Annotated in this window: 19 protein-coding genes; 15 read left to right on the forward strand and 4 right to left on the reverse strand. The window is 70.2% G+C overall.

Annotation, left to right across the window (positions count from 1 at the left end; translation table 11 throughout):
- Positions 1–33 precede the first annotated feature (33 nt).
- From AC3WLB_RS22035 to AC3WLB_RS22085, 11 genes are all read left to right on the forward strand, one after another.
- Positions 34–1,194 carry an ROK family transcriptional regulator gene (locus tag AC3WLB_RS22035; RefSeq protein WP_492509733.1) on the forward strand — a complete coding sequence of 387 codons (1,161 nt, stop codon included), beginning with the start codon at positions 34–36 and terminating at the stop codon, positions 1,192–1,194.
- Entirely contained in the window at positions 1,191–2,495 is a 1,305-nt protein-coding gene (locus tag AC3WLB_RS22040; RefSeq protein ID WP_492509735.1) for a carboxylesterase family protein, read from the forward strand. The genes AC3WLB_RS22035 and AC3WLB_RS22040 overlap by 4 nt, the downstream gene beginning before the upstream one ends.
- Positions 2,492–4,048: a GMC oxidoreductase gene (locus AC3WLB_RS22045; protein ID WP_492509737.1), complete on the forward strand. Its 1,557-nt coding sequence runs from the start codon at positions 2,492–2,494 to the stop codon at positions 4,046–4,048. Before AC3WLB_RS22040 ends, AC3WLB_RS22045 begins: the two co-directional genes overlap by 4 nt.
- On the forward strand, positions 4,045–4,995 hold the full coding sequence (locus tag AC3WLB_RS22050; RefSeq protein WP_492509739.1) for a sugar phosphate isomerase/epimerase family protein: 951 nt from the start codon (positions 4,045–4,047) through the stop codon (positions 4,993–4,995). The genes AC3WLB_RS22045 and AC3WLB_RS22050 overlap by 4 nt, the downstream gene beginning before the upstream one ends.
- A gap of 8 nt (positions 4,996–5,003) precedes the next feature.
- Positions 5,004–5,984, forward strand: a complete 981-nt coding sequence (locus AC3WLB_RS22055; RefSeq protein ID WP_022898535.1) for an acetylxylan esterase — start codon at positions 5,004–5,006, stop codon at positions 5,982–5,984.
- 25 nt (positions 5,985–6,009) lie between these two features.
- The gene (locus tag AC3WLB_RS22060; RefSeq protein WP_492509741.1) at positions 6,010–6,642 is read left to right on the forward strand and encodes a helix-turn-helix domain-containing protein; all 633 of its coding nucleotides are present in this window, start codon (positions 6,010–6,012) and stop codon (positions 6,640–6,642) included.
- Between the two features lie 95 nt (positions 6,643–6,737).
- Entirely contained in the window at positions 6,738–7,475 is a 738-nt protein-coding gene (locus AC3WLB_RS22065; RefSeq protein ID WP_022898537.1) for an ATP-binding cassette domain-containing protein, read from the forward strand.
- Positions 7,472–8,299 (forward strand): ABC transporter permease, encoded by an 828-nt coding sequence (locus AC3WLB_RS22070; RefSeq protein WP_022898538.1) that lies wholly within the window; start codon positions 7,472–7,474, stop codon positions 8,297–8,299. The genes AC3WLB_RS22065 and AC3WLB_RS22070 overlap by 4 nt, the downstream gene beginning before the upstream one ends.
- 58 nt (positions 8,300–8,357) lie before the next feature.
- Positions 8,358–9,518 (forward strand): substrate-binding domain-containing protein, encoded by a 1,161-nt coding sequence (locus tag AC3WLB_RS22075; protein WP_492509743.1) that lies wholly within the window; start codon positions 8,358–8,360, stop codon positions 9,516–9,518.
- The gene (locus AC3WLB_RS22080) at positions 9,515–10,648 is read left to right on the forward strand and encodes a mandelate racemase/muconate lactonizing enzyme family protein (protein WP_492509745.1); all 1,134 of its coding nucleotides are present in this window, start codon (positions 9,515–9,517) and stop codon (positions 10,646–10,648) included. Before AC3WLB_RS22075 ends, AC3WLB_RS22080 begins: the two co-directional genes overlap by 4 nt.
- Entirely contained in the window at positions 10,636–11,523 is an 888-nt protein-coding gene (locus tag AC3WLB_RS22085) for an NAD-dependent epimerase/dehydratase family protein (protein WP_492509747.1), read from the forward strand. The genes AC3WLB_RS22080 and AC3WLB_RS22085 overlap by 13 nt, the downstream gene beginning before the upstream one ends.
- A gap of 15 nt (positions 11,524–11,538) precedes the next feature.
- Here the strand turns inward: AC3WLB_RS22085 and AC3WLB_RS22090 are convergent, their stop codons facing one another.
- Together AC3WLB_RS22090 and AC3WLB_RS22095 are read right to left on the reverse strand one after the other, a co-directional pair.
- Complete coding sequence (locus AC3WLB_RS22090) at positions 11,539–12,426, reverse strand: NAD(P)-dependent oxidoreductase (protein ID WP_492509749.1); 888 nt, start codon at positions 12,424–12,426, stop codon at positions 11,539–11,541.
- 93 nt (positions 12,427–12,519) lie between these two features.
- The gene (locus AC3WLB_RS22095) at positions 12,520–15,765 is read right to left on the reverse strand and encodes a BTAD domain-containing putative transcriptional regulator (RefSeq protein ID WP_492509751.1); all 3,246 of its coding nucleotides are present in this window, start codon (positions 15,763–15,765) and stop codon (positions 12,520–12,522) included.
- Positions 15,766–15,908: 143 nt separating this feature from the next.
- Here AC3WLB_RS22095 and AC3WLB_RS22100 point away from each other — a divergent pair, with 143 nt between their 5' ends.
- The 4 genes from AC3WLB_RS22100 (at position 15,909) to AC3WLB_RS22115 (ending at position 19,174) form a co-directional block, all read left to right on the forward strand.
- A complete protein-coding gene (locus tag AC3WLB_RS22100) occupies positions 15,909–16,541 on the forward strand; it encodes a TetR/AcrR family transcriptional regulator (protein ID WP_492509753.1) in 633 nt (210 codons plus the stop codon).
- Positions 16,542–16,675: 134 nt separating this feature from the next.
- Positions 16,676–17,425, forward strand: coding sequence for an alpha/beta fold hydrolase (locus tag AC3WLB_RS22105; protein WP_492509755.1), 750 nt, complete (start codon positions 16,676–16,678; stop codon positions 17,423–17,425).
- 16 nt (positions 17,426–17,441) lie between these two features.
- Positions 17,442–18,302 (forward strand): alpha/beta hydrolase, encoded by an 861-nt coding sequence (locus tag AC3WLB_RS22110; RefSeq protein WP_492509757.1) that lies wholly within the window; start codon positions 17,442–17,444, stop codon positions 18,300–18,302.
- Positions 18,303–18,427: 125 nt separating this feature from the next.
- Complete coding sequence (locus tag AC3WLB_RS22115; protein ID WP_022896205.1) at positions 18,428–19,174, forward strand: FadR/GntR family transcriptional regulator; 747 nt, start codon at positions 18,428–18,430, stop codon at positions 19,172–19,174.
- A gap of 8 nt (positions 19,175–19,182) precedes the next feature.
- Here the strand turns inward: AC3WLB_RS22115 and AC3WLB_RS22120 are convergent, their stop codons facing one another.
- Together AC3WLB_RS22120 and AC3WLB_RS22125 are read right to left on the reverse strand one after the other, a co-directional pair.
- A complete protein-coding gene (locus AC3WLB_RS22120) occupies positions 19,183–19,941 on the reverse strand; it encodes an SDR family NAD(P)-dependent oxidoreductase (RefSeq protein ID WP_492509759.1) in 759 nt (252 codons plus the stop codon).
- The gene (locus AC3WLB_RS22125; RefSeq protein WP_492509761.1) at positions 19,938–20,603 is read right to left on the reverse strand and encodes an RraA family protein; all 666 of its coding nucleotides are present in this window, start codon (positions 20,601–20,603) and stop codon (positions 19,938–19,940) included. The genes AC3WLB_RS22120 and AC3WLB_RS22125 overlap by 4 nt, the downstream gene beginning before the upstream one ends.
- Between the last annotated feature and the right edge of the window lie 10 nt (positions 20,604–20,613).

Consider the following 20,613-nt stretch of genomic DNA (forward strand, 5'->3'; position numbering starts at 1 on the left):
CGGGCACCGCCTCGAACGAAGGGATGAAGCGTCATGAGCACAGTCGGACCGGTCGACCCCGCCACCATGCGACGACTCAACACGGCCACCACCCTGCGGGAGCTGCACCGGCACCGGTCGGCCACCCTGACCGAGCTGACCGAGCGCACCGGTCTGTCGCGGCGCACCGTCGAACTCATCCTCGACGAGCTCGTGGCGAACGGGCAGGCCTCGGAGATCGCCCGAACCAAGGCGGGCGGAGCCGGCCGCCCGGCCCGCACCTTCGCGTTCGAGGCGCAGCACGCCTACGGCGTGGCGGTGCAGATCGCGCAGGACAGCGTCGACGTCATGGTCTGCGACCTCTACGGCCGGCCGCTCGGCTCGTGGACCGAACGCGTGAGTGCCGCGACGACCCGCTCCGAACGCCTCGAGCGTGTGCGCGACGCGGTGACCGCGCTGTACCGCACCACGGGCATCGACGGGGGCAAGGTCGCGGCCGCCACGGTCTCCACGATGGGCGTCGTGAAAGACGACGGCATCGTCGAGCTGAAGGGCGCCGTCGGCGCGACCGGTCCCGGTGTCGTCGACTGGTCGGGGTTCTCGGTCTCCGGCGCCCTGGCCGATCTCTTCCCGTGCGCGGTGATGACCGAGAACGACGCCAAGCTCGCGGCGATCGGCGAGGGTTGGCGCGGCGGCGCTCAGGCCGCCTCGGACTACGTGTACGTGCTCGCCGAAGGCCGCCGGGTGGGTGTGGGTATCGTGATCGGCGGCAAGCTCTACCGGGGTCTGCACGGGCAGGCCGGTGAGGTCTACTGGGCGCAGCCGGTCTACGGGCTGGGCGAGTCGATGGCCCCCAATCCGCTCCTCGCACTGGATTCGCCTCGGTCGGATGACGGCATCCGCGCCTTCGATCTCGCCCAGCGGGCTCGAACGGGCGATGAGGACGCCCTGGTGCAGGTGCGCGAGCTCGCGGCCTCCCTCGCGCCGGGGCTCCATGCCATCGCCTGTCTGCTGTCGCCCGAGGTGCTCGTGGTCGGCGGCGCCTTCAGCGAGATCGGACTGCCGCTCGTCACCGCCCTCGAGCAGGAGTTCGCGGCGCGCACGAGTCCCGACACCCAGATCCGGCTGACCGAGCTCGGCGACAAGGCGGTACTCCTCGGCGCCATGCGCACCTCGCTCGACACCATCGAAGAGAGCCTGTTCGGCGCATCATGAACGATCCAGTGGTGAGCTGCGCCGCCGGAACCGTGCGCGGTGTCCGTGTCGGCGACGGCGACGGCGACAACGAGGTTGGCGTCTTCCGGGGCATCCCGTACGCCGAGACACCGGCGGGCGAGTTCCGCTTCACGCCCGCGCGCCCGCGAGCGCCGTTTCCGGGCGAGTTCGCAGCGACGCGGTGGGGCGCCACTCCGCAGCGCGGGCGGCCCTACGCCGAAACCGTCATCCCGGAGCCGTCGATCGACAGCGGCGACGACATCCTCACCCTGAACGTCTTCACCCCGCTGGGCGAGAACCGGCCCGGCCCGAGCGCGCCCGTGGTCGTCTGGATCCACGGCGGCGGCTACGTCGCCGGCTCCGCGGCGAGCCCCTGGTACGACGGATCGGCGCTCGCCCGCCGCGGCATCGTGTTCGTGTCGATCGCCTACCGGCTGGGCGTCGAGGGGTTCGGGCGCACGGCATCCGGAACCAACGCCGCCCTGTCGGATTGGCTCTGCGCCCTCCGCTGGGTGCAGCAGAACATCCGCGCCTTCGGCGGCGACCCTGAACGGGTCACCGTCGCCGGGCAGTCCGCCGGTGCGGGCGCGGTGCTGACGCTCCTCGCGGCTCCCGCGGCAGAGCCCCTGTTCGCCCGGGCAATCGCGCTGTCGCCGGTCGATCACACCGCGACGCCGGGTCAGGCAGCGGAGCGCACCCGCCGCGTGGCCGAGCGGTGCGGGGTGCCCCTCGACGACCTGGCCGGCGTACCTGCGCTCGACCTGCAATCCGCGGCGGTCGCCCTGGCGGCGGAGACGTTCGGGCGCGCGGAACTCGCCTTCGCCCCGGTGCACGGAGACGAACTCCTCCCCCTGCCGATCCCGGCGGGCCTCGCCGCGCACGGCCTCGACAAGCCGCTCCTCCTCGGCAGCACGCGAGACGAGTTCTCGCCCGTCCCGACCACCGACGCCGACGACCCGCTGTCGGATGCGCTCATCCACGCCTCCTGCACCCGCGCCGTGCTGGCCCGCGCCGCCGCCCCGGCCGGCACCTGGCGGTACCGCTTCGACTGGGTGAGCCCCGTGCGCGGCACCGCCGGGCACTGCATCGACGTGCCCTTCTTCCTCGGCACCACCGGCGCGGCGCAGTCCGCTCTCGGCCGCGATGTTCCGGCGGGACCGGCCCGCCGGATGCTCGACGACTTCGCGCGCTTCGTCCAAGGGCGTGACCCCGGCTGGGCGCGCAGCTCCGCCGCAGCCGACTCCATCCACGTCTATTCGTCATCCAGCCCCACCGAGAGTTCCGAGGTACCACCCGCATGACCACGCATCCGAACGACTCCGACGTCGACCTCCTCATCGTCGGAAGCGGGATCATGGGCTCGAGCGTCGCTCGCCTCACTCGCGAAGCGCTCCCGGGCGCGCGCATCCTGATGATCGACGGCGCACCCGAGGTGGGCGACGTGCCGGGCCTGCACCTGCACGACAGCCCCGACCCCGCGGTGTGGGGCCGGTACAACGCGCGGGTGTCCTCCGGCATCCAGGCGATGTACGCCGGCGCCGAGCTCGCAGCCGGGTTCGACGACGGCATCGCCTCGGCCGAACCCGGCATCTACCGCCTCGCCGCCTTCGGCGAGGACGCCGCCGCGATGCCCGCCGCCGCCCTCTCCTGGAACGTGGGCGGCATGGGGGTGCACTGGACCGCCGCCACCCCGTCGCCGGCCGGCGACGAGTGCTTCGATGACGGCGACCCGGTGCAGTGGGCGGCCAACCTCGACACGGCCCGCCGCATCCTCGCGGTCAGCCCGGCGGCGATCGGCCCGACCCGGGTCGGAACCGAGGTGCTGCGGATGCTCCGGGCGCAGTTCGACGCAGAGGGCGCGCGCCCGGCGCAGCCCATGCCCATGGCGGTGCGGTCGCAGGCCGACGGCTCGGCGCTCCGCATCGGGCCGAGCGAGATCTTCCCGCCGCTCGCCACCGGCGACGACGACGGCTTCGCCCTCCTCGACAACGCCCTCGCGACGCAGCTGCTGCACGCCGACGGCGAGGTGCGGGGCGTTCGGGTGCGCGACCCGCGCGACGGCACCGAACGGGAGCTGACGGCGCGCGTCACCGTCGTGTGCGCCGATGCCATCCGCACTCCTCAGCTGCTGTTCGCGTCGGGCATCCGCCCGGCCGCGCTCGGCCGCTACCTCAACGAGCACGCCTTCATCACGAGCCGCGTGCTGATCGACCTCGATCGGTTCGGGCTGAGCCTCGACGAGCTGCCGCAGGCACGGCCGGGCGAGTTCGCCACCGACGCGCTGTGGCTGCCGCACGACGACGCTCGTCAGCCGTTCCACGGCCAGCTCACCGGCACGGTCTTCCGCGACGACGGCGACCGGCCGCTCGCCTACTCGCTCGGCATCTCGGTGTACTCCCCCGTCGAGTCCTCCCCCGCGAACCGGCTCGTCTTCTCCGACACCGAGACGGATGCGGCGGGCCTGCCGCGCGTGGCCGTCGAGTTCACGTACTCCCCGGCCGACCGCGCCCTCATCGACGGCGCGAAGGCGCGGGCCGAGGAGATCGCCCGAGGCTTCGGCGACTTCGACCCGGAGACGGAGCTCGCTGTGCTGCCCCCTGGCTCGTCGCTGCACCAGACCGGCACCGTTCGCTCGGGGCCGGTCGACGACGGCGCGAGCGTGGTCGACCCGGCAGGCAGGGTGTGGGGGTTCGAGAACCTCTACCTGGCCGGCAACGGCGTCATCCCCACGCCCGTCGTCTGCAACGCCACCCTGACCGGTGTGATCACGGCCGTGCGCGCCGCGCGCGCCATCGCCGAGCGACTCGGGTCAGGGGCAGCGGCCGGCCGAATCGAGGCCGAGGTGCCGGCGTGAGGCGGCCGGCGCGCGTCGCGTTCAACGCGATCCCGTGGTTCAACATCCCCCGCGACCCCACCGATCCGGCGAGCATCGACCGCTGGCTCCTGAACGAACCCGGGTTCCGTGACGATTACCCGGGGGTGCTGGCCGAGATCCGCGACGCCGGGTTCGAGAACGTGATGCTCGAGGTGCTCCCGCACCAGACACTGCAGGACTACGAACGGATGCTCGCCGCCGCGCGGCTCCGCCCGGCGCCGGGCTACGCGGTGGCGCGCCTGCCCGAGGACCACGGGCTGACGCTGCGCCCCGGCAACCCGGAGTGGGTGCGCTGGTTCGACGGCATCCGCCGCAAAGCCGAGGAGACGAACTATTTCGGCCTCGCCACGGTCTTCCTGGCGCCCGAGCTGGTGTGGGCGCCGCACCTGGCGCGCACGATGCGGAGCGCGGCGGTGGGGGCCGACTTCCGTGCCGACCGGCTCGACCGCGTGACCGAGGTGCTCGCCGAGGCCGCCGGCATCCTGCAGCAGGAGGGCGTGCGCGCGGGACTGCACAGTCATGTGGGCACCTGGATCGAGACCGAGGCCGAGATCGAGCACATGCTCGGAGCGATCGACGAGCGGATGCTCGGCGCCTCCTTCGACGTCGGTCACCTCGCCTGGGCGGGCATCGATCCGGCCGCCATGATCGCCCGGCACTCCGGCCGCATCGTCGACCTGCACCTCAAGGACATCGATCTGGCCGTCGCCGCCGACAGCCGAGCCCATCCTGCTCCCTACGCGGCGACCATGGAACGCGGAATCGTACGGGAGCCCGGCCTCGGCCGGCTCGATCTCGCCGGCATCCTCGATGCGCTCCCGTCGTCGTTCGACGGCTGGCTGATCATCGAGATCGACCGGCCGACGATGTCACCGCGGGACAGCGCCCGCCGGTCGCGGCAGTGGGCCGCAGAAACACTCAGCTGAGGAGAACGATGCCCTTTCTCGATCTGCCCCTCGCCGAGCTCCGGCAGTACCGGCCCGACGTCGCCGAGCCCGCCGACTTCGACGACTTCTGGGCGACGACCCTCGCCGAGTCGCGCGCGGTGGACGCCGCCGTGGTGTCCACCAGGGTCGACGCCGGCATGTCGCTCGTCGACACCTACGACGTCTCGTTCCCCGGGTTCGGCGGTGAGCCGATCAAAGGCTGGCTGAACCTGCCACCTGGAACGGCGCGGGGGCTGATCATCGAGTACAACGGCTACGGTGGCGGCCGAGGGCTTCCGCACGAGCGCCTGCGCTGGGCGGCGGCGGGGTACGCACACTTCTTCATGGACGTGCGCGGCCAGGGCAGCGCTTGGGGCAGCGGCGGCGAGACCCCGGACCGGGGCGAGATGCCGGCCGCGGTGCCCGGGTTCATGACCCGCGGCATCCTCGACCCCGACCTCTACTACTTCCGCCGGCTCTACACCGACGCCGTGCGGGCGGTCGACGCCCTGCGGAGCCTCGACCTGGTCGACCCCGCCGACGTCGCCCTGGTCGGCAGCAGCCAGGGCGGCGGTCTCGCGATCGCGGTCTCGGGACTGGTGCCCGGCATCCTTGCCACCCTCCCCAGCGTGCCCTTCCTCTGCCACTTCGAGCGAGCCGTGGGCATGGCGATGACCGACCCTTACGCCGAGATCGTGCGCTACCTCGCGGTGCACCGCGGCCACGAGACCCAGGCGTTCCGCACCCTCTCCTACTTCGACGCCGTGAACTTCGCGCGCCGCGCGACGAACCCGGCGCTGTTCGCGTCGGCCCTGATGGACCCGGTCTGCCCGCCCTCGACGGTCTTCGCCGCGGCGAACGCCTGGGGCGGGCCGATGGAGATGGTGGAGTACCCCTTCAACGAGCACGAGGGCGGCGGCGAGCACCACTGGGTCGTGCAGGAGCGCTGGCTGCGCACGTTCTTCGGCGACGAGCACGCCGGAGTGTAGTGGCCTCCTTGGCTATCGTGGGGCTATGCCCGAAATCGACCCGGAGGCCGCCGACGCCGGCATGATGGCCGAGCTGGGGCGCAAGATCAGCGCCCGGCGCAAGGAGCACGGGCTGACGCTCGTGAAGCTCGCGAGCCTGACGGGGCTGTCGCAGCCCTTCCTCAGCCAGATCGAGCGCGGTCGCGCACGCCCGAGCATGGCGTCGCTGCACCGCATTGCGCAGGCCCTCGAGACCGCCACCCCGGTGCTGCTGTCCTCGCCGGGCGGATCGGCGGATCAGGCGCAGCACGCCGAGATCGAGTCCGAGCGGGTGAGTCTCGTGCGCGCCGACGAGGGGGCCATGGTGAGCCAGGACACCGGCCAGGCGAAGGCCCTGGTCGCGGGCGCCCGCGCCATGTACCCGATGGAGTTCGTGACGCGGCTGCCGGACTTCGAGGAGTACTACGAGCATCCGCATCCGGAGTTCATCTACGTGATCGCGGGGTCGATCGAGGTCGACCTCGCCGCCGACGGGATGCACGTGCTCGGTCCCGCCGACACGCTCTACTTCGCGGGAGGCGTGAAGCACCGCTGGCGCGTGAAGGGGCTGTGGCCGGCGCGACTGCTCGTGACCCAGGCCGGCGACGCGCCCGATCTGCATCGGGACACGCTCGCGTAATGTTGATGCGGGCAATATTTCTTCACGCCCGCGTAACGTCTGGGTAACACAACACCCTCAGGATATTGAGCACATCAATATTTTTCGGAGGATCTGTGCCCCAGCCCATCGTCACATTCGATGACGTCTCGATGACGTTCCCGAACGGGACCGTCGCCCTGAGCGATGTCGACATCACGATCGACCGCGGCGAGTTCATCGCGCTGCTCGGGCCTTCGGGCTGCGGCAAGTCGACCCTCCTCCGCCTCGCCTCCGGCCTCGAAGCCTCCACCGGCGGCCGCACCACGGTCGACACCCGCCAGATCGGCTACGTCTTCCAAGACGCCACCCTGCTGCCCTGGCGCACCGTGCGCAAGAACGTCGCTTTGTTCGCCGAACTCGACCACCTGACCGCCGAGGAGACGCGCACCCGAGTCGACCACGCGCTCGGGGTGGTCGGGCTCACCGAGTTCCAGGGCCACCGGCCCCACCAGCTCTCCGGCGGCATGCGGATGCGCGTCTCCCTCGCCCGAGCCCTGGTGAACCGGCCCGAGCTCTTCCTCTTCGACGAGCCGTTCGGCGCGCTCGACGAATTCACCCGCGAGCGCCTCAACGACGACGTGCGGAATCTCTTCGTGCGCGAGCGCTTCACCGGTGTGTTCGTCACGCACTCCATCCCCGAGGCCGTCTACATGGCGACGCGGGTGATCGTGATGGGCGCCCGCCCTGGTCGCGTGATCGGCGAGTTCGCCGTGCCGTTCGGCGACGAACGCGGCGAGGAGGTGCGCTACTCGAGCGAGTTCGCCGAGCTGGCCGCCGAGATCTCGCACTGCCTGAAAGGGGCGATGGCATGACCGCCGGAGTCGGAACACCCGTGCCGCGCCGGCCCCGCACCGGCCGCCGCTCGCTCACCGTCATCCTGCCGATCGCCTTCGCGCTCGTCTTCATCGCGCTCTGGTACGTCACGAGCGCCTTCCTGCTCTCGCCGAGCCGGCAGTTCATCCTGCCGATGCCGCACGAGGTGCTGATCGACGCCTTCCTCACCCCGAAGAACCTCTTCGCGTTGCTGGGACCGCTCTGGACCTCCACCGTGATCGCGATGGTCGGACTCGCCATCGCGACCGCGATCGGCGTGGTCACCGCGGTGCTGATGAGCCAGGCGAAGTGGGTCGAGATCACGCTCTTCCCCTACGCGGTGGCGCTGCAGAGCATCCCGATCCTCGCGATCGTGCCGCTCATCGCGTTCGCGATCGGCTACGGGTTCGAGTCGCGCATCCTCGTCGTGGTGCTGATCAGCCTGTTCCCGATCATCACCAACACCCTGTTCGGGTTGCAGTCCACGAGCCCGCAGATGCGCGAACTGTTCACGCTGAAGCGGGCGAGCCGCTGGACGGTGCTCACCAAGCTTCAGTTCCCGGCGGCGCTGCCCGCGCTGTTCACGGGCCTCCGCATCTCGGCCGGCATGGCGGTGGTGGGGTCGATCGTCGCCGACTTCTTCTTCCGCAAGGGCGACTCGGGCATCGGCCTCGTGATCGACACCTACCGCAACCAGCTGAACGGCGAGATGCTCTACGGCGCGATCATCCTGGCCTCGTTGCTCGGGCTCGTCGCGTTCTGGGTCTTCGGGCTGCTCGGCCGCCTCTTCGTGGGCTCCTGGTACCGGCCCGACGGCCGCTAGCCGAACCCTTTTCCCTGCACCACCCCCTGCAATCCCGACACCCTCCAAGGAGACACCCATGCCCCAGCGCACTCGAACCCGCGTCACGGCCCTGGCCGCCGCAGCCGCATCCGGTCTGCTGCTGCTCTCGGCCTGCAGCAGCTCAGCCCCCGCGGCGCAGGACGCCGAGGCGGCCGGCGGCGACGGCGCGCTGAGCGCCTGCCCGTCCACCGTCGTGCTCCAGACGAACTGGTTCCCCGAGCCCGAGCACTCGGCCGCCTACGCCCTCATCGACCCCGCGAAGGCCACGATCGACGCGGATGCCGGCATCTACTCCGGCCCGGCCATCGCCGATCCGAACATCACCATCGAGGTTCGCGCGGGCGGGCCGTTCATCGGCTTCCAGCAGTCGACCGCGCTGCTCTACTCCGACGACTCGATCATGCTCGCGATGATCGACACGGATGAGTCGGTCAAACTCTCGAAGGATCAGCCGACCAAGGCGGTCTTCACCCCCCTGCAGAAGAACCCGCAGATCCTGCTCTGGGACCCGACGAAGTACGACTTCGCCGACCTCGCCGCCGTCGGCAAGAGCGACGCCACGGTCCTCTACTTCCAGGGCGCCACCTACATGGACTACCTCATCGCCCAGGGCGATGTGCGCGCCGACCAGGTCGACGGCTCGTTCGACGGCTCCGTCACGCGCCTGGTCGCCGGGGAGCCGGTTGTGCTGCAGGGCTACATCACGCAGGAGCCCTATCGCCTGAAGCACGAGTTCACCGACTACGGCCGAGACGTCGACTCGCTGCTGATCGCCGACTCGGGCTACGACATCTACCCCGCAGCCTGGTCGGGCAAGCCCGACGTGGTCGAGGCCCAGTCCGACTGCCTGGCGCAGCTCGTGCCGGCCATGCAGCGCGCCCAGATCGACTACATGGAATCGCCGGATGCGCTCAACAAGGCCATCTCCGACTACCTGGTGCAGATCGACCAGTTCTTCCAGATCTCGCCCGAGGCCGCGGCCTACGTGCACGACGTGATGCAGAATGACGCCCTCGTGACCGACGGCACCGACGGAGTCTTCGGCTCCTTCGACGCCGACCGGATGACCCGGATGACCGAGTTGCTCGAGGGCATCTACGCCGGCACCGACGTGGAGGTCGCCGACGGACTCACCGCCGACGACATCTACACCAACGAGTTCCTCGACCCCTCGATCAGCTACGCAGAAGGCAAGTGACCCCCGTGCGCATCACCTCCCTCACCTCGCTCCCGCTCCGGATGACGACCGACTACTCGTCGATGTCGTACTTCGTGGTGAAGATCGAGACCGACGACGGCCTGGTGGGCTGGGGCGAGAGCTGCGACTGCTTCGGCATCTCGCATCCGTCGATCCTGCAGGCCATCGTCGACGACATCTACGCGCCGGCCGTCGTCGGCAAGGAGCTCGGTGAGGCGGTGAGCGCACTCGACGAGGTGCACTGGGCCACCCGGCGCACCCTCGGCGACCAGTTCAGTGCCGCCCAGTCCCGGAGCGCGATCGACATCGCGCTCCGGGACCTGGAGGGGCGATCGCGCGGGCTCTCCGTCTCGGGCATGCTCGGCCGGGTCAAGGACTCGGTGCGCGTGTACGCCGGCAACAGCCACTTCCTCGATTCGCGCGAGGCGTCGGAGCACCTCTCGCTGCTCTCGCCACTGCTCGCCCGCGGCGTCTCGATCGTGAAGATGCGGATCGGCACCGACTGGCGGAACTCCCTGCGGGTACTCCGCGATCTTCGCCGCGAGCTCGACCGCATCGACGAGACGATCGAGATCACGGTCGACGGCAGCGAGTTCTTCACCGTGGCCGAGTCGATCGAGATCGCAGCGCGGCTCGGCGAGTTGCGGGTGGGCTGGTTCGAGGAGCCGGTGCAGAGCTACCGACTGGGCGCGATCGCCCAGGTGGTGCGCTCCTCTCCCGTGCCCGTCGCCTATGGCGAGCACTTCTTCGGCACCGAGTACGCACTCGACGCGATGGAGCTCACCGGCATCTCGGTCATCCAGCCCGACGCCTCGATCTGCGGCGGCATCGGCGAGGCGCACCTGCTCGCCCGCACCGCGCGGCTCAAGGGGGCGCGGGTGGTGATGCACCTGCACGGCGGCCCGATCTCGTTCGCGGCGAACCTGCATGTCGCGGCATCCGTCGCCGGGGTCGACGTGATCGAGTACCCGTTCCACCTGTCGCCCGTGATGAACCGCGTCGCGGCCGAAGCCGGCTTCGGCATCGACGCCATCGTCGACGGCCGCATCGCGGTACCATCGGGGCCCGGCCTCGGCATCGAGGTCGACGAGTCCGTGATCGAGGAGGCGCATCGCGCATGGCAGGCCTGAAAGTCCTCGTCACCGGAGCGCGCGGCAAGGTCGGCCGTGCCGCCGTCGCCGCGCTCGTGGCGGCGGGTCACGAGGTGCGTGCGACCGACGTCGTGCGCCCGGTCTACGACGCCGACGAGTCGAACGCCGTGCCCTATGTGCAGGCCGACCTCACGAACGGGGCGGATGCCTTCGCCGTCGTGCGCGGCATGGATGCGGTCGTGCACGCGGCCGGCATCCCCGAGCCGTCGAAGAACACCCCGAACACCGTCTTCCTCACCAACGTCACCGCGGCCTTCAACGTCGTCGAGGCGACCGCGCACTCGGGGGTGCGCCGCTTCGTCAACCTCTCGAGCGACTCGGTGTCGGGCATGACCTGGGCGACCCGCCCGTTCACAGGGCTCGCCTGCCCGATCGACGAGACGCATCCGGATCTCGCGCACGACGCCTACGGCCTCTCGAAGCGTGTCTCCGAAGTGCTCTGCGACGGGCTCGTCGGGCGGTCGGATGCCACGGCGGTCTCGATCCGGCCGACCTGGGTGCTCACGCCCTCGAGCTACGAGGCGAACCTGCGCCCCTTCTTCGACGACCCCGACCTGCCGACGGCGGTGTTCTGGGCGTACATCGACGTGGCCGACCTCGCCGACCTGATCGTGCTCGCCGTGTCGGCCGAGACGCCAGGGCACGAGGTGGTCTATGCGGCAGCGGCCGACAACATCGGCGGCCGCGACCTCGCCGCCGCGATGGCCCGGCTGCACCCCGAGGTGCCGGTCGGCGAGCTCGATCGTGTCGACGCGTCGGGCATCAGCTCGCGCAAGGCGCGCGAGCTGTTCGGCTGGGTGCCGACCAGGTCGTGGCGCGACCATCTCGACGACGACGGGCGGGCGCGGGGCTGAGCGCCCGCATCCGCTTCATCGCTTCGGGTTGGTGCGCAGGGCCTCGTAAATAACCGAGACATCCCGCCCCGCGAGCGGGGTTCCGGATGCGCCGGCTTCGCTCCACAACGCCGCGATGAGCTCGGAGGCGGGCAGGTCGAGTCCCGCCCCCGCCGCCGTGGCCAGGCGCGCGTCTTTGGCGCCCAGGCTCAGGGCCATCTCGGCCGAGTAGTCGCCCGCCCCGATCTTGCGGAGCTTCGCGGCGGCGTAGGGGGTGTCGAGGGGTCCGCCGCGCAGGGTGTCGGCGATCGCCTCCGGGTCGATGCCGAGCTTCGCGCCGAGCAGCGCGGTCTCGGCGACACCCTGCATGACGTGCACGAGCCAGGTGTTGACGACGATCTTCATCGCGCTGCCGGCGCCCGTGGCGCCGAGCCAGACGGTGCGCCGGCCGATCGCGCCGAAGACGGGCGCCAGACGGGCCCGGAGCGTCGCGTCGTCGGCGTTGCTCGACGCCAGGATGGTGACCGCCGCCTGTTCGGCCGGTCCCTTGCTCCCGGAGACCGGTGCATCGACGAACACGAGATCCGGTCGGGCCTTGGCAAGTGCGCGGGCGAGCTCGCCCACCTCGGCGACCCCGATGGTGGCGGTGTTGACGACGATCGCACCCCGCGCCAGCGCCGCGAGCGTGTCGGCGGCGAGGAGCACGGACGAGGTTGCCGCGGCATCCGTCAGCATCGAGATGACCACGTTCGCGCCGGCGACGGCGGTCGCCGCCTCGGTGCTCACGGGCAGGTCGAGCCCCTCGAGATCGGCGCGACGGGTGCGGTTGTACCCGGACACGGCGAACCCGGCGGCCGCGAGGTTCGTCGCGAACGCGCGCCCCATCGTCCCCAGTCCCAGAACCGCCACCGTCTCGTTCCTCATGCGCCACCCTCGTCGAAAATATTGACATCATCAATATAGTTCACGTCGGCGGGTGCGATCGCCGTCCGGTGGGCCTGCGAGACCCCGCGAGGTCTACAGCTCGGTGAGGAGCCGCTCGGCGCGATCGGCGAAGAGGTTCGCCTCCCGGCGCCGAGCCAGCGCGTACGCCCGGCGAGCCGCCTCGCCGGCCGAGCGGCGATCGCCCACCGCTTTCGCGAGCTCGGCCCGGACCAGAACGACGAGTGCCTCAGCAGACCTCTGCCCATAGGCGTTCAGCGCATCATCCGCACGGTCGAGTGCGGCGGCAGCCGCGGACGGTGAGCCCGCAGCCAGATGCATCTCGGCGAGCAGGGCGAGCCAGGTCGAGATGCACGTCCGTGCCGGTTTGCTGAGGTTGCTGCGGATGAGCTGATCGGCGTTGCGCGCGGCGTCGGCCGGATCGAGTCCGGTCATCGCCCGCCCCCACCAGCGCGCGAGCCTGAGGTAGGTGCCGAGAGAGACGAACGAGAACTCCGGATCCGCCGCTATGCCCTGTTCGGCTGCCCGAAGGGCGCCGAGCGCATCACCCGCGACCGCCGCGGTTCTCGCTTCGAAAGCGGTGGCAACGGTGAGCGTGTACGGGTCGTGCCCGGCGGCGGCCCGGATGCTCGCGAACAGGTGGTCGGCGCGCTCCAGGTCTCCGTGATACCCGGCGATCTCGGCGAACATACCGGCGGCCATGAGCTGCACACCGTCCGTGACCGGCGCCCCGGCACCCGGATCGGTCTTCGGGACGAGGGCATGGCTGATGGTGTCCAGGCGTCGGAACGACTCCCCGATCTCGCCGACGCACCAACGATGAATACCGGCGGCGGCCACGCCGAACGTGACGGCGACAGGGTCGTTCGAGGTCGAAGCGAGCCGCTCGAGCCGCTCGGCGAGCACGGCGCTCTGTTCGAGCTGGAGGTCTTGCCCGTACGCCGCCCACCGCGAGTAGAGGAATCCGGTCGCCAGCCGTTCATCCCCGAGGCTCCGCGCCACGTGCTCCGCCCGCTCGAGCAGGCTGACGGACGCGACGCCGTACATCGAGCGCATGCCGACGACCGCGATCAGTTGCGACAGACCGGCGAGCTCGAGCCGGGGCAGTGACGACTTGCGCGCCATCTCCACCGCGGCCGTGAGGTGGCGCTCGGCGGCCTGGAGCGAGGTCTTGGTCAGGGTCTTGGTGCCGGCGGCGAGGAGCGCGGAGACAGTGCGCTCCGGGTCGGTGACGGGCCCGGCGGCCCAGAGATGGTGGGCCAGCCGCTCGACGGCGGATTCGTCGCGCAACGCCCCGGCTTCGATCGCGTCGGCGATGCCCCCGTGAACGGCTGAGCGGCGGCAGGCCGCGATTCCCTCCGACACCGCCTGGCGCACGAGGTCGTGGGTGTAGCGGTAGCAGAACGGATCGTCGGCCACCGGTTCGATGAGACCGAGCTCGCGCGCCGGTTCGAGCCGCTCGAGGCAGGTCGCGACGTCGAGGGAGGTCGCCTGGGCCAGGAGGAGAAGTTCGACCGAACGTCCGATCAGCGCTGCAACCTCGAGCAGCGCGATCGTGTCGGCACTCACCGCGGCGAGACGATCGCGCACGACATCGCGGACCGTGAGCGGAACGCCGCTGCCGGTCGCCGCCTCGATGCTGCCCACGCCTGCAGCGCCCAGCAGTCGCGCCAGCTCCTGAACGAAGAACGGGTTGCCCGCGGTGCGCTGATGGATCGCATCGACGATGTGGTCCGCCGGCCGGATCCCGGTCTCGTTGTGCAGGAGCTCACCGACCTCGGCCGGCGTGAATGCGCCGATCGACACCCGCCGGTGTCCGGAGGTTCGACTCATCGTCGCCAGGGTGCGGATCAGCTCGTGGCTCGGGGCCGCGCACCGGGCTCGCAGAACAGCGATGACGGCGACGCCGCCCGGAAGCCGTTCCACGACCGAGTCGAGTACCTGGAGCGAGCTGGCTTCCGCCCATTGGATGTCGTCGAGCACGAGCACCACGGGACGGTCGGCGCCGCATTCGCCGATCACGCCGACCATCTGCTCGATGAGTCGTCGTCTCGCGTTTCTGTCGGGGCCGGCACCGGTGTCGCCCAGCTGTGCCCCGAGAAGCGGACCGAGCCCCTGGGAGAGCCAATGCGCGCCTCTGGCTTCGGGGAGCGCATCCAGCAATCCCTGGGCGAGCTGCACCCACGGCCACATCGCCGGCGCACCGTCGCCCTGAAGGCAGTGGCCCCAGACGACCAGGGCACCCTGCGCCGACGCGTCCTGCGCCAGCGATTCGATGATTCGGCTCTTACCCACTCCGGCGTCGCCTTCGACCACGATCACCGCCCGGCCGCCGGTCCAGGCCGGTCGCAGGGCGCTCCGCAGGGTGAGCAGTTCCTGAGTGCGGCCGACGAGGCGGGGCTCTGCGCCCCTGTCCCCGCTGCCCGAATCCGCCGGGTCCGCCGGATCCGGCCGCACCGGCGCGACCGCGGGTGATGCCACGGCCGGCTCCCCGCCGCGTCGGTTCGACGTGGGACCGAGCACTCCCTGGAACGCTGTCCGCAGGTCGGCGCCCGGGTCGATACCCAGTTCGTCGGCGAGCCGCCGGCGCACGGTGCCGAACACCTCGACAGCCTCGGCTCTCCGCCCGACCCGCCCGAGGAGCGTCACGAGTGCGGCCTGGACCGGTTCGTGCAGGGGAGCCATGGCGGCGGCCCTCCGCAACGCGGGCAGCGCGCGAGCGGATTCGTCGAGCGAATCGGCGGTGGCCGCAAGCTCGACGCAGGCCTCGAAGAACTCCTCGTTCAGCGCGGAGAAGATGGGGGCGGCATCGATACCCTGCGCCCACCCGTCGCCGACCGGACCGTTCCACAGCGCCACCGCGTCGATCAGACCGGCGAGCGCCGCCGGAGCCCGGCCGCCGGCACGTGCGGATCGAGCACGACCCGCGAGTTGCCGGAAGCGGGTGAGGTCGAGAACACCCGGCCCGAACGCACAGACATACCCGCTCGCCAGCTTGGTCAAGTACCTGCCGGGGGCACGCGGAGGCAGATCGGGTTCCAGGATGCGACGAATCGCTCCGATGTACTTGTGCAGCACGTTGAGCGCGCTCGTCGGGGCCTGCTCCCCCCACAGCACGGCGACGAGTTCGTCCGTCCCGGTGGGGCGGCCCTCGCGGGCGAGCAGTATCCCGAGGAGAGCGGCCTGCTGAGGAGGTCCGGCGCTCAGTTCGGTGTCACCCCGCCAGAGCCGGAGGGGGCCTAGAACCTGCAGGCGCAGGGTCGTCGGCGCGCTGCCGCGATTCACATCATCGATGCTTTCGGTGATCAACTCGACGGTCATCGACGTCTCCCTGGTGGGACCGGTCCAGTCCGCAATCACCCTCGGCCGGGTGCGCGCTGGCGTGGTGTCAAGGTACACTCTAAAGCCTGGAGCATGACTCCAGCCAGTGGAGTTTCGATAAGACGGGCGGGCGGTGATCGACGATGCCTGACTCGATCGAACCCGCCGCCGCTCAGACCAGGCGCGACGAGTACGCCGAGATGACCCGTCGCGACGTCGTCGCCGCTGCCCGCCGGCTCTTCGCCGAGCAGGGCTACGAGCAGACCACCGTCGCCCAGATCGCCCGCGCAGCCCGGGTCTCTCCGGCCACGGTCTACGCGCAGTGCGGCGGTAAAGAAGGTCTTCTGCACACGTTGATGGACATCTGGACCACGAGCCCCACGGTCGGTCGCATCATCGGCGACGCCGCAGCGGGCCGCACCGGTCGCGAGAAACTGCGTATTCTCGCCGACGGGTACGTCGCCCATGCTGCCGAGGCCGGCGACATCATGCGAATCGTCGAGCGCGCGGCGGCCAGCTCGACACCGGCGAAGACGTTCCTGGACATCGCCGACCGCCGGCACACCGAAGCCCTCGAGACGATCACGAAGGGCATCGCCGATGTCGGGGAGCTCGCCGACGGTGTCTCCGTGACCGACGCGGCGAGAATGATCTACTTCCACTTCCGCAATCCCCAGCTCATGCTCGCGTCGGAGACCTTCGGCTGGGGAATCGATCGAGCGAAGCAGTGGCTTCTCGAACGGGTCGAATCCGCCATCCTGACGCCCCGACAGTAGACGTCAACAAATCGATCACTCGGTGTCAACAGGCACCTCCTAGCGTTCCAGGTGTCGGCCACCGGCCCCGGATGCACGAAGGTCGTCCGCCGGCTCCACCACCGCCGCGGCGGTATCACCGAGAGAAGATCATCATGTCCACCACCCCCACCATCGTTCTCGTCCACGGCGCATTCGCCGACGCGGCCAGCTGGGCGCCGGTCACGCGCCTGCTCCTCGACCGGGGACACACCGTCCTCGCACCCCCTGCGTACAACCGGAGCCTCATCGCCGACGCCGCCTCCATCCGAGCGCTGGTCGAGCAGATCGACGGCCCGGTGCTGCTCGCCGGCCACTCGTATGGCGGAGCGGTCATCACGATCGCCGGGGAGGCGGCCAACGTCGTCGGCCTCGTCTACGTCTCCGGGTACGCGCTCGACGCCGGCGAGACCATCGCGAAGCTCCAAGGCGGCTTCCCGGATTCGGAGCTCATCGCGAACCTCGTCTTCACCCCGTTCCCGATCGCCGGCCAGGAGGACGGGTCGGATGTCTCGGTGAAGATCGATGCGTTCCCCGCCATCTTCGCGGCCGGCCTCGATACGAAGATCACGGAAGTGCTCGCGGTCTCCCAGCGTCCGCTCGCCGCGTCGGTCTTCTCGGAAGAGGCTCCCGCGGCGGCTTGGAAGACCAAGCCCGCCTGGGGGATCGTGTCGGCGAACGATCACACCATCAACCCCGATGTCGAACGCTTCGGCTACACGCGGGGCGACTTCACCGAGATCGTCGAACTCGCGGCGCCGCACCTCGTGATGCAGACCAACCCGCAGGACGTCGCCGACGTCATCGAGCGCGCCCTGGCCGGCAGCCTCACCGCGCAGACCAGCAGCACCGCCGCGCAGAGCTGACGGGGAGGACGAGCACATGCCTCTCACCACCGCCGAACTCGATGAGGTCGCCGCCGCGAACAGCTCGCGCAAGACACCCGTGATGTTCGTGCACGGTCTCTGGCTCCTCTCCAGCAGCTGGCGCGCCTGGCGCGACCTCTTCGAGGAGCAGGGCTACGCCACGATCGCGCCCGGCTGGCCGGACGACCCCGACACCGTCGCCGAAGCCAAGGCAGATCCGGACGCGTTCGCCGGCAAGATGGTCAAGCAGGTCACCGAGCACTACGCGGAGGCGATCGCGGCCCTCGACCAAGCGCCCGTCGTGATCGGCCACAGCTTCGGCGGACTCATCGCCCAGAAGCTCGCCGGCGAATCCAGGAATGCCGTGACGGTAGCCATCGATCCTGCGCAGTTCAAGGGCGTGACGGCCCTTCCGCCCGCCGCGCTGAAGGCGGCCGCGCCCGCGTTGCTGCGCTTCAACCACACCCGGCACGGTGTCACTCTCACCTGGGAGCAGTTCGCGTACGGCTGGTCGAACGCCATCAGCGAGGCGGAGGGGCGCGCCCTCTACCAGGAGTTCCATGTGCCCGCGTCGAGTGTGCCGATCTTCCAGGCGGCCACGGCCAATCTCAACCCGTTCGCCGAGACCAGGGTGATCACCGACAATCACGACCGGGGACCTCTGCTCCTGATCGCCGGCGCCGAGGACAACACGGTGCCACAGGCGGTCGTGGAGAACGAGTACCGCCTCCAGCAGAAGAACGTCGGCCCGACCGAGCTCGCGATCATTCCCGGCCGTGGTCATTCGCTCATCATCGACTCCGGATGGCGGGAGGTCGCCGACACCGCCCTGGCCTTCATCCGCCGATTCGCGTCAGCGGATCACCGAGCGGAGTAGGGGCGCCGGCCGACCGGCGGCGTCAGCGCGCACTGGGCGTCGTAACGAGAACCGACGACAAGATATCTGAGGAGTTGGTAACCTGAGGGGGTGGGTGCCCACGCAGAGCTGACCAAGGACGGGCGATGCCTAAATCGATCAAGCGGAACTCGCTCACCGATCAAGCGACGGAAGCCATCATCGAGCTGATCTCGGAGCGGAATCTCAAGGCGGGCGACCGATTGCCCGGCAGCGGTGAACTGGCCGAGATGCTCGACGTGAGCATCCCCGTGGTGCGGGAGGCGGTGGCCGGACTTGCCGCCATCGGTCTGCTCGAACGACAGCAGGGCCGCGAGAGCACGATCGCCACGCCGAACTCGTCCCACCTCAGCCGGCTCTTCAGCCTGCGCGTGCTGGGGGCGGCCATCGACGACCAGCAACTGCAGCAGTTCCGCGAGATCGTGGAGGTCGGGAACGCCCGCCTGGCTGCTCGCAATCGCACGGCCGAGTCGGTCGACGCCCTGAAGAGCGCCCTCGACGTACTCTCGAAGTCGCGCGAGGCCGACGAGTTGCACGAAGCCGACGTCGCGTTCCACGCCGCCGTCGCGCGATGCGCCGACAACGACCTGTGCGAGCTCACCCTCGAATCGCTCGAGCCCCTGCTGGCCCGGCTGCGGCGCAGGGTCTGGAACGGCTGGGTGAGCCAGGGCGGTGGGCTCACCGCAATCGTCGACGCGCACCGCGCCATCTTCGAGGCGATCGAACAGGGTGACGAAGACGCCGCCGCCCGAGCGATGTCCGATCACCTCGGGCAGGCTCGCATCGGCCTCGAAGAATCCCTTCGCGGCGGCGAACGCGACCTCGCCCCACGAGCAGGATTCCCCGCCGCCTGACGACGCCGCTACTCGTCCAGACGGTACCGCAAGAGCGCTTGACTGTAGCCACCGTCGACCAGCAAGCGGGATCCGGTGACGTATCGCGACGCGTCGGAGGCGAGGTAGAGCACAGCGCCGACGAGATCGTCGATGGCTCCGACACGCCCGAGCGGCACCCACGATTCGAACCGGGCACGGCCCATCTGGTCGATGACCTCCCGGTTGATGTCGGTCTCGATCGCACCCGGGGCGATGGAGTTGACCCGGATACCCGTTGCGGCCAGTTCGAGGGCGAGAGTGCGACCCGCGGCCTCGAGGCCCGCCTTCGATGCCACGTATGCCACGTTGCCGGCGTAGGCGACGGTGTCGTGGATGCTCGTGATGTTGATCACCGAACCGCGCCCGCTTGCGCTCAGCAGCGGCGCCAGGCCGCGGGTCAGCAGAACCGGGGCGACCAGGTTGACGGCGAGGGTGCGCAGAAGCGCCTCGGCACCGGCATCGCCCGGAATCTCGACGCCGGCGTTGTTGACCACGATGTCCAGCTGATCGGTGCGCTGCCGCACCGCCGTGACCAGGTCGGCCACGCCCCCCGCCGTGGCGAGGTCGGCCACGAGCATCGAGGCGACGCCGTCGCCGTAGGGAGGCGCGTGCTGTGGTGAACCGTGACGCAGCACGCGCACACCTGCCGTCTGCAGTGCATCCGCCAGCCCGGCGCCGATGCCGCGCGTCGATCCCGTGACGAGCGCGGTCCTGCCCTCGAGATCGGGGAAGGTCGGCGCGGTCACAGCACTCCGAACGTGCTGAAAGCCTCAGTCGAACTCATTCCGCCCTCGATCGCATCGCGCACGACGTTCTCGGTGCGCGCCTTCACGAGAGCGCGTTCGACGACCTCCTGCTCCACTGCCGCAGGAATCACGACGACGCCGTCGATGTCGCCGAACACGATGTCACCTGGCTCGATCTCCACGTCCCCGATCCGGATGCGGCAGCGGTAGTCGAGCACCGACGCGCGCACGCCCGCATCCTGAGCGTAGCCACCGCGACTGAATACGGGGAAGTCCTGCTGCAGCACGCGCGGGGTGTCGCGGTGGTAGCCGTCGACCACGGCGCCGACGGCGCCGCGCTGGCGCGCCGTCGCGGTGAGGATCTCACCCCAGGCCGAGCACGGCATGGAGGCGTTCTGCGCCAGGTACACCTCGCCCGGCGCCAGCTGGTCGAGCGCTTCGGTGAGCCGGCCGAACGGCTTCTGCTGAGGGCCGGTGACATCGGCGATGAGCACCGGCATGGCGCGGCCTACCACGGTCATTCCGGGAAGGATGGCGTGGATCACCGGCGGCAAGAACTGCCGCCGGTATCCGAGCTCATCCAGAATGTCTCCGACCACCGGGGTGTAGAGCTCCGACCGGATCGCGTCCAAGCGTTCCTGATCGTGTTGTTCCATCGTCATCGCGCTGGTC

The sequence above is a fragment of the Herbiconiux sp. FW305-C-125 genome, assembly GCF_058783455.1.

Excerpts from the sequence above, each read along its gene's own strand:
- AC3WLB_RS22035 (WP_492509733.1), top strand. The coding sequence starts at position 34 with ATGAGCACAGTCGGACCGGTCGACCCCGCCACCATGCGACGACTCAAC.
- AC3WLB_RS22040 (WP_492509735.1), top strand. The coding sequence starts at position 1,191 with ATGAACGATCCAGTGGTGAGCTGCGCCGCCGGAACCGTGCGCGGTGTC.
- AC3WLB_RS22045 (WP_492509737.1), top strand. The coding sequence starts at position 2,492 with ATGACCACGCATCCGAACGACTCCGACGTCGACCTCCTCATCGTCGGA.
- AC3WLB_RS22055 (WP_022898535.1), top strand. The coding sequence starts at position 5,004 with ATGCCCTTTCTCGATCTGCCCCTCGCCGAGCTCCGGCAGTACCGGCCC.
- AC3WLB_RS22060 (WP_492509741.1), top strand. The coding sequence starts at position 6,010 with ATGCCCGAAATCGACCCGGAGGCCGCCGACGCCGGCATGATGGCCGAG.
- AC3WLB_RS22070 (WP_022898538.1), top strand. The coding sequence starts at position 7,472 with ATGACCGCCGGAGTCGGAACACCCGTGCCGCGCCGGCCCCGCACCGGC.
- AC3WLB_RS22075 (WP_492509743.1), top strand. The coding sequence starts at position 8,358 with ATGCCCCAGCGCACTCGAACCCGCGTCACGGCCCTGGCCGCCGCAGCC.
- AC3WLB_RS22085 (WP_492509747.1), top strand. The coding sequence starts at position 10,636 with ATGGCAGGCCTGAAAGTCCTCGTCACCGGAGCGCGCGGCAAGGTCGGC.
- AC3WLB_RS22090 (WP_492509749.1), bottom strand. The coding sequence starts at position 12,426 with ATGAGGAACGAGACGGTGGCGGTTCTGGGACTGGGGACGATGGGGCGC.
- AC3WLB_RS22095 (WP_492509751.1), bottom strand. The coding sequence starts at position 15,765 with ATGACCGTCGAGTTGATCACCGAAAGCATCGATGATGTGAATCGCGGC.
- AC3WLB_RS22100 (WP_492509753.1), top strand. The coding sequence starts at position 15,909 with ATGCCTGACTCGATCGAACCCGCCGCCGCTCAGACCAGGCGCGACGAG.
- AC3WLB_RS22105 (WP_492509755.1), top strand. The coding sequence starts at position 16,676 with ATGTCCACCACCCCCACCATCGTTCTCGTCCACGGCGCATTCGCCGAC.
- AC3WLB_RS22110 (WP_492509757.1), top strand. The coding sequence starts at position 17,442 with ATGCCTCTCACCACCGCCGAACTCGATGAGGTCGCCGCCGCGAACAGC.
- AC3WLB_RS22115 (WP_022896205.1), top strand. The coding sequence starts at position 18,428 with ATGCCTAAATCGATCAAGCGGAACTCGCTCACCGATCAAGCGACGGAA.
- AC3WLB_RS22125 (WP_492509761.1), bottom strand. The coding sequence starts at position 20,603 with ATGACGATGGAACAACACGATCAGGAACGCTTGGACGCGATCCGGTCG.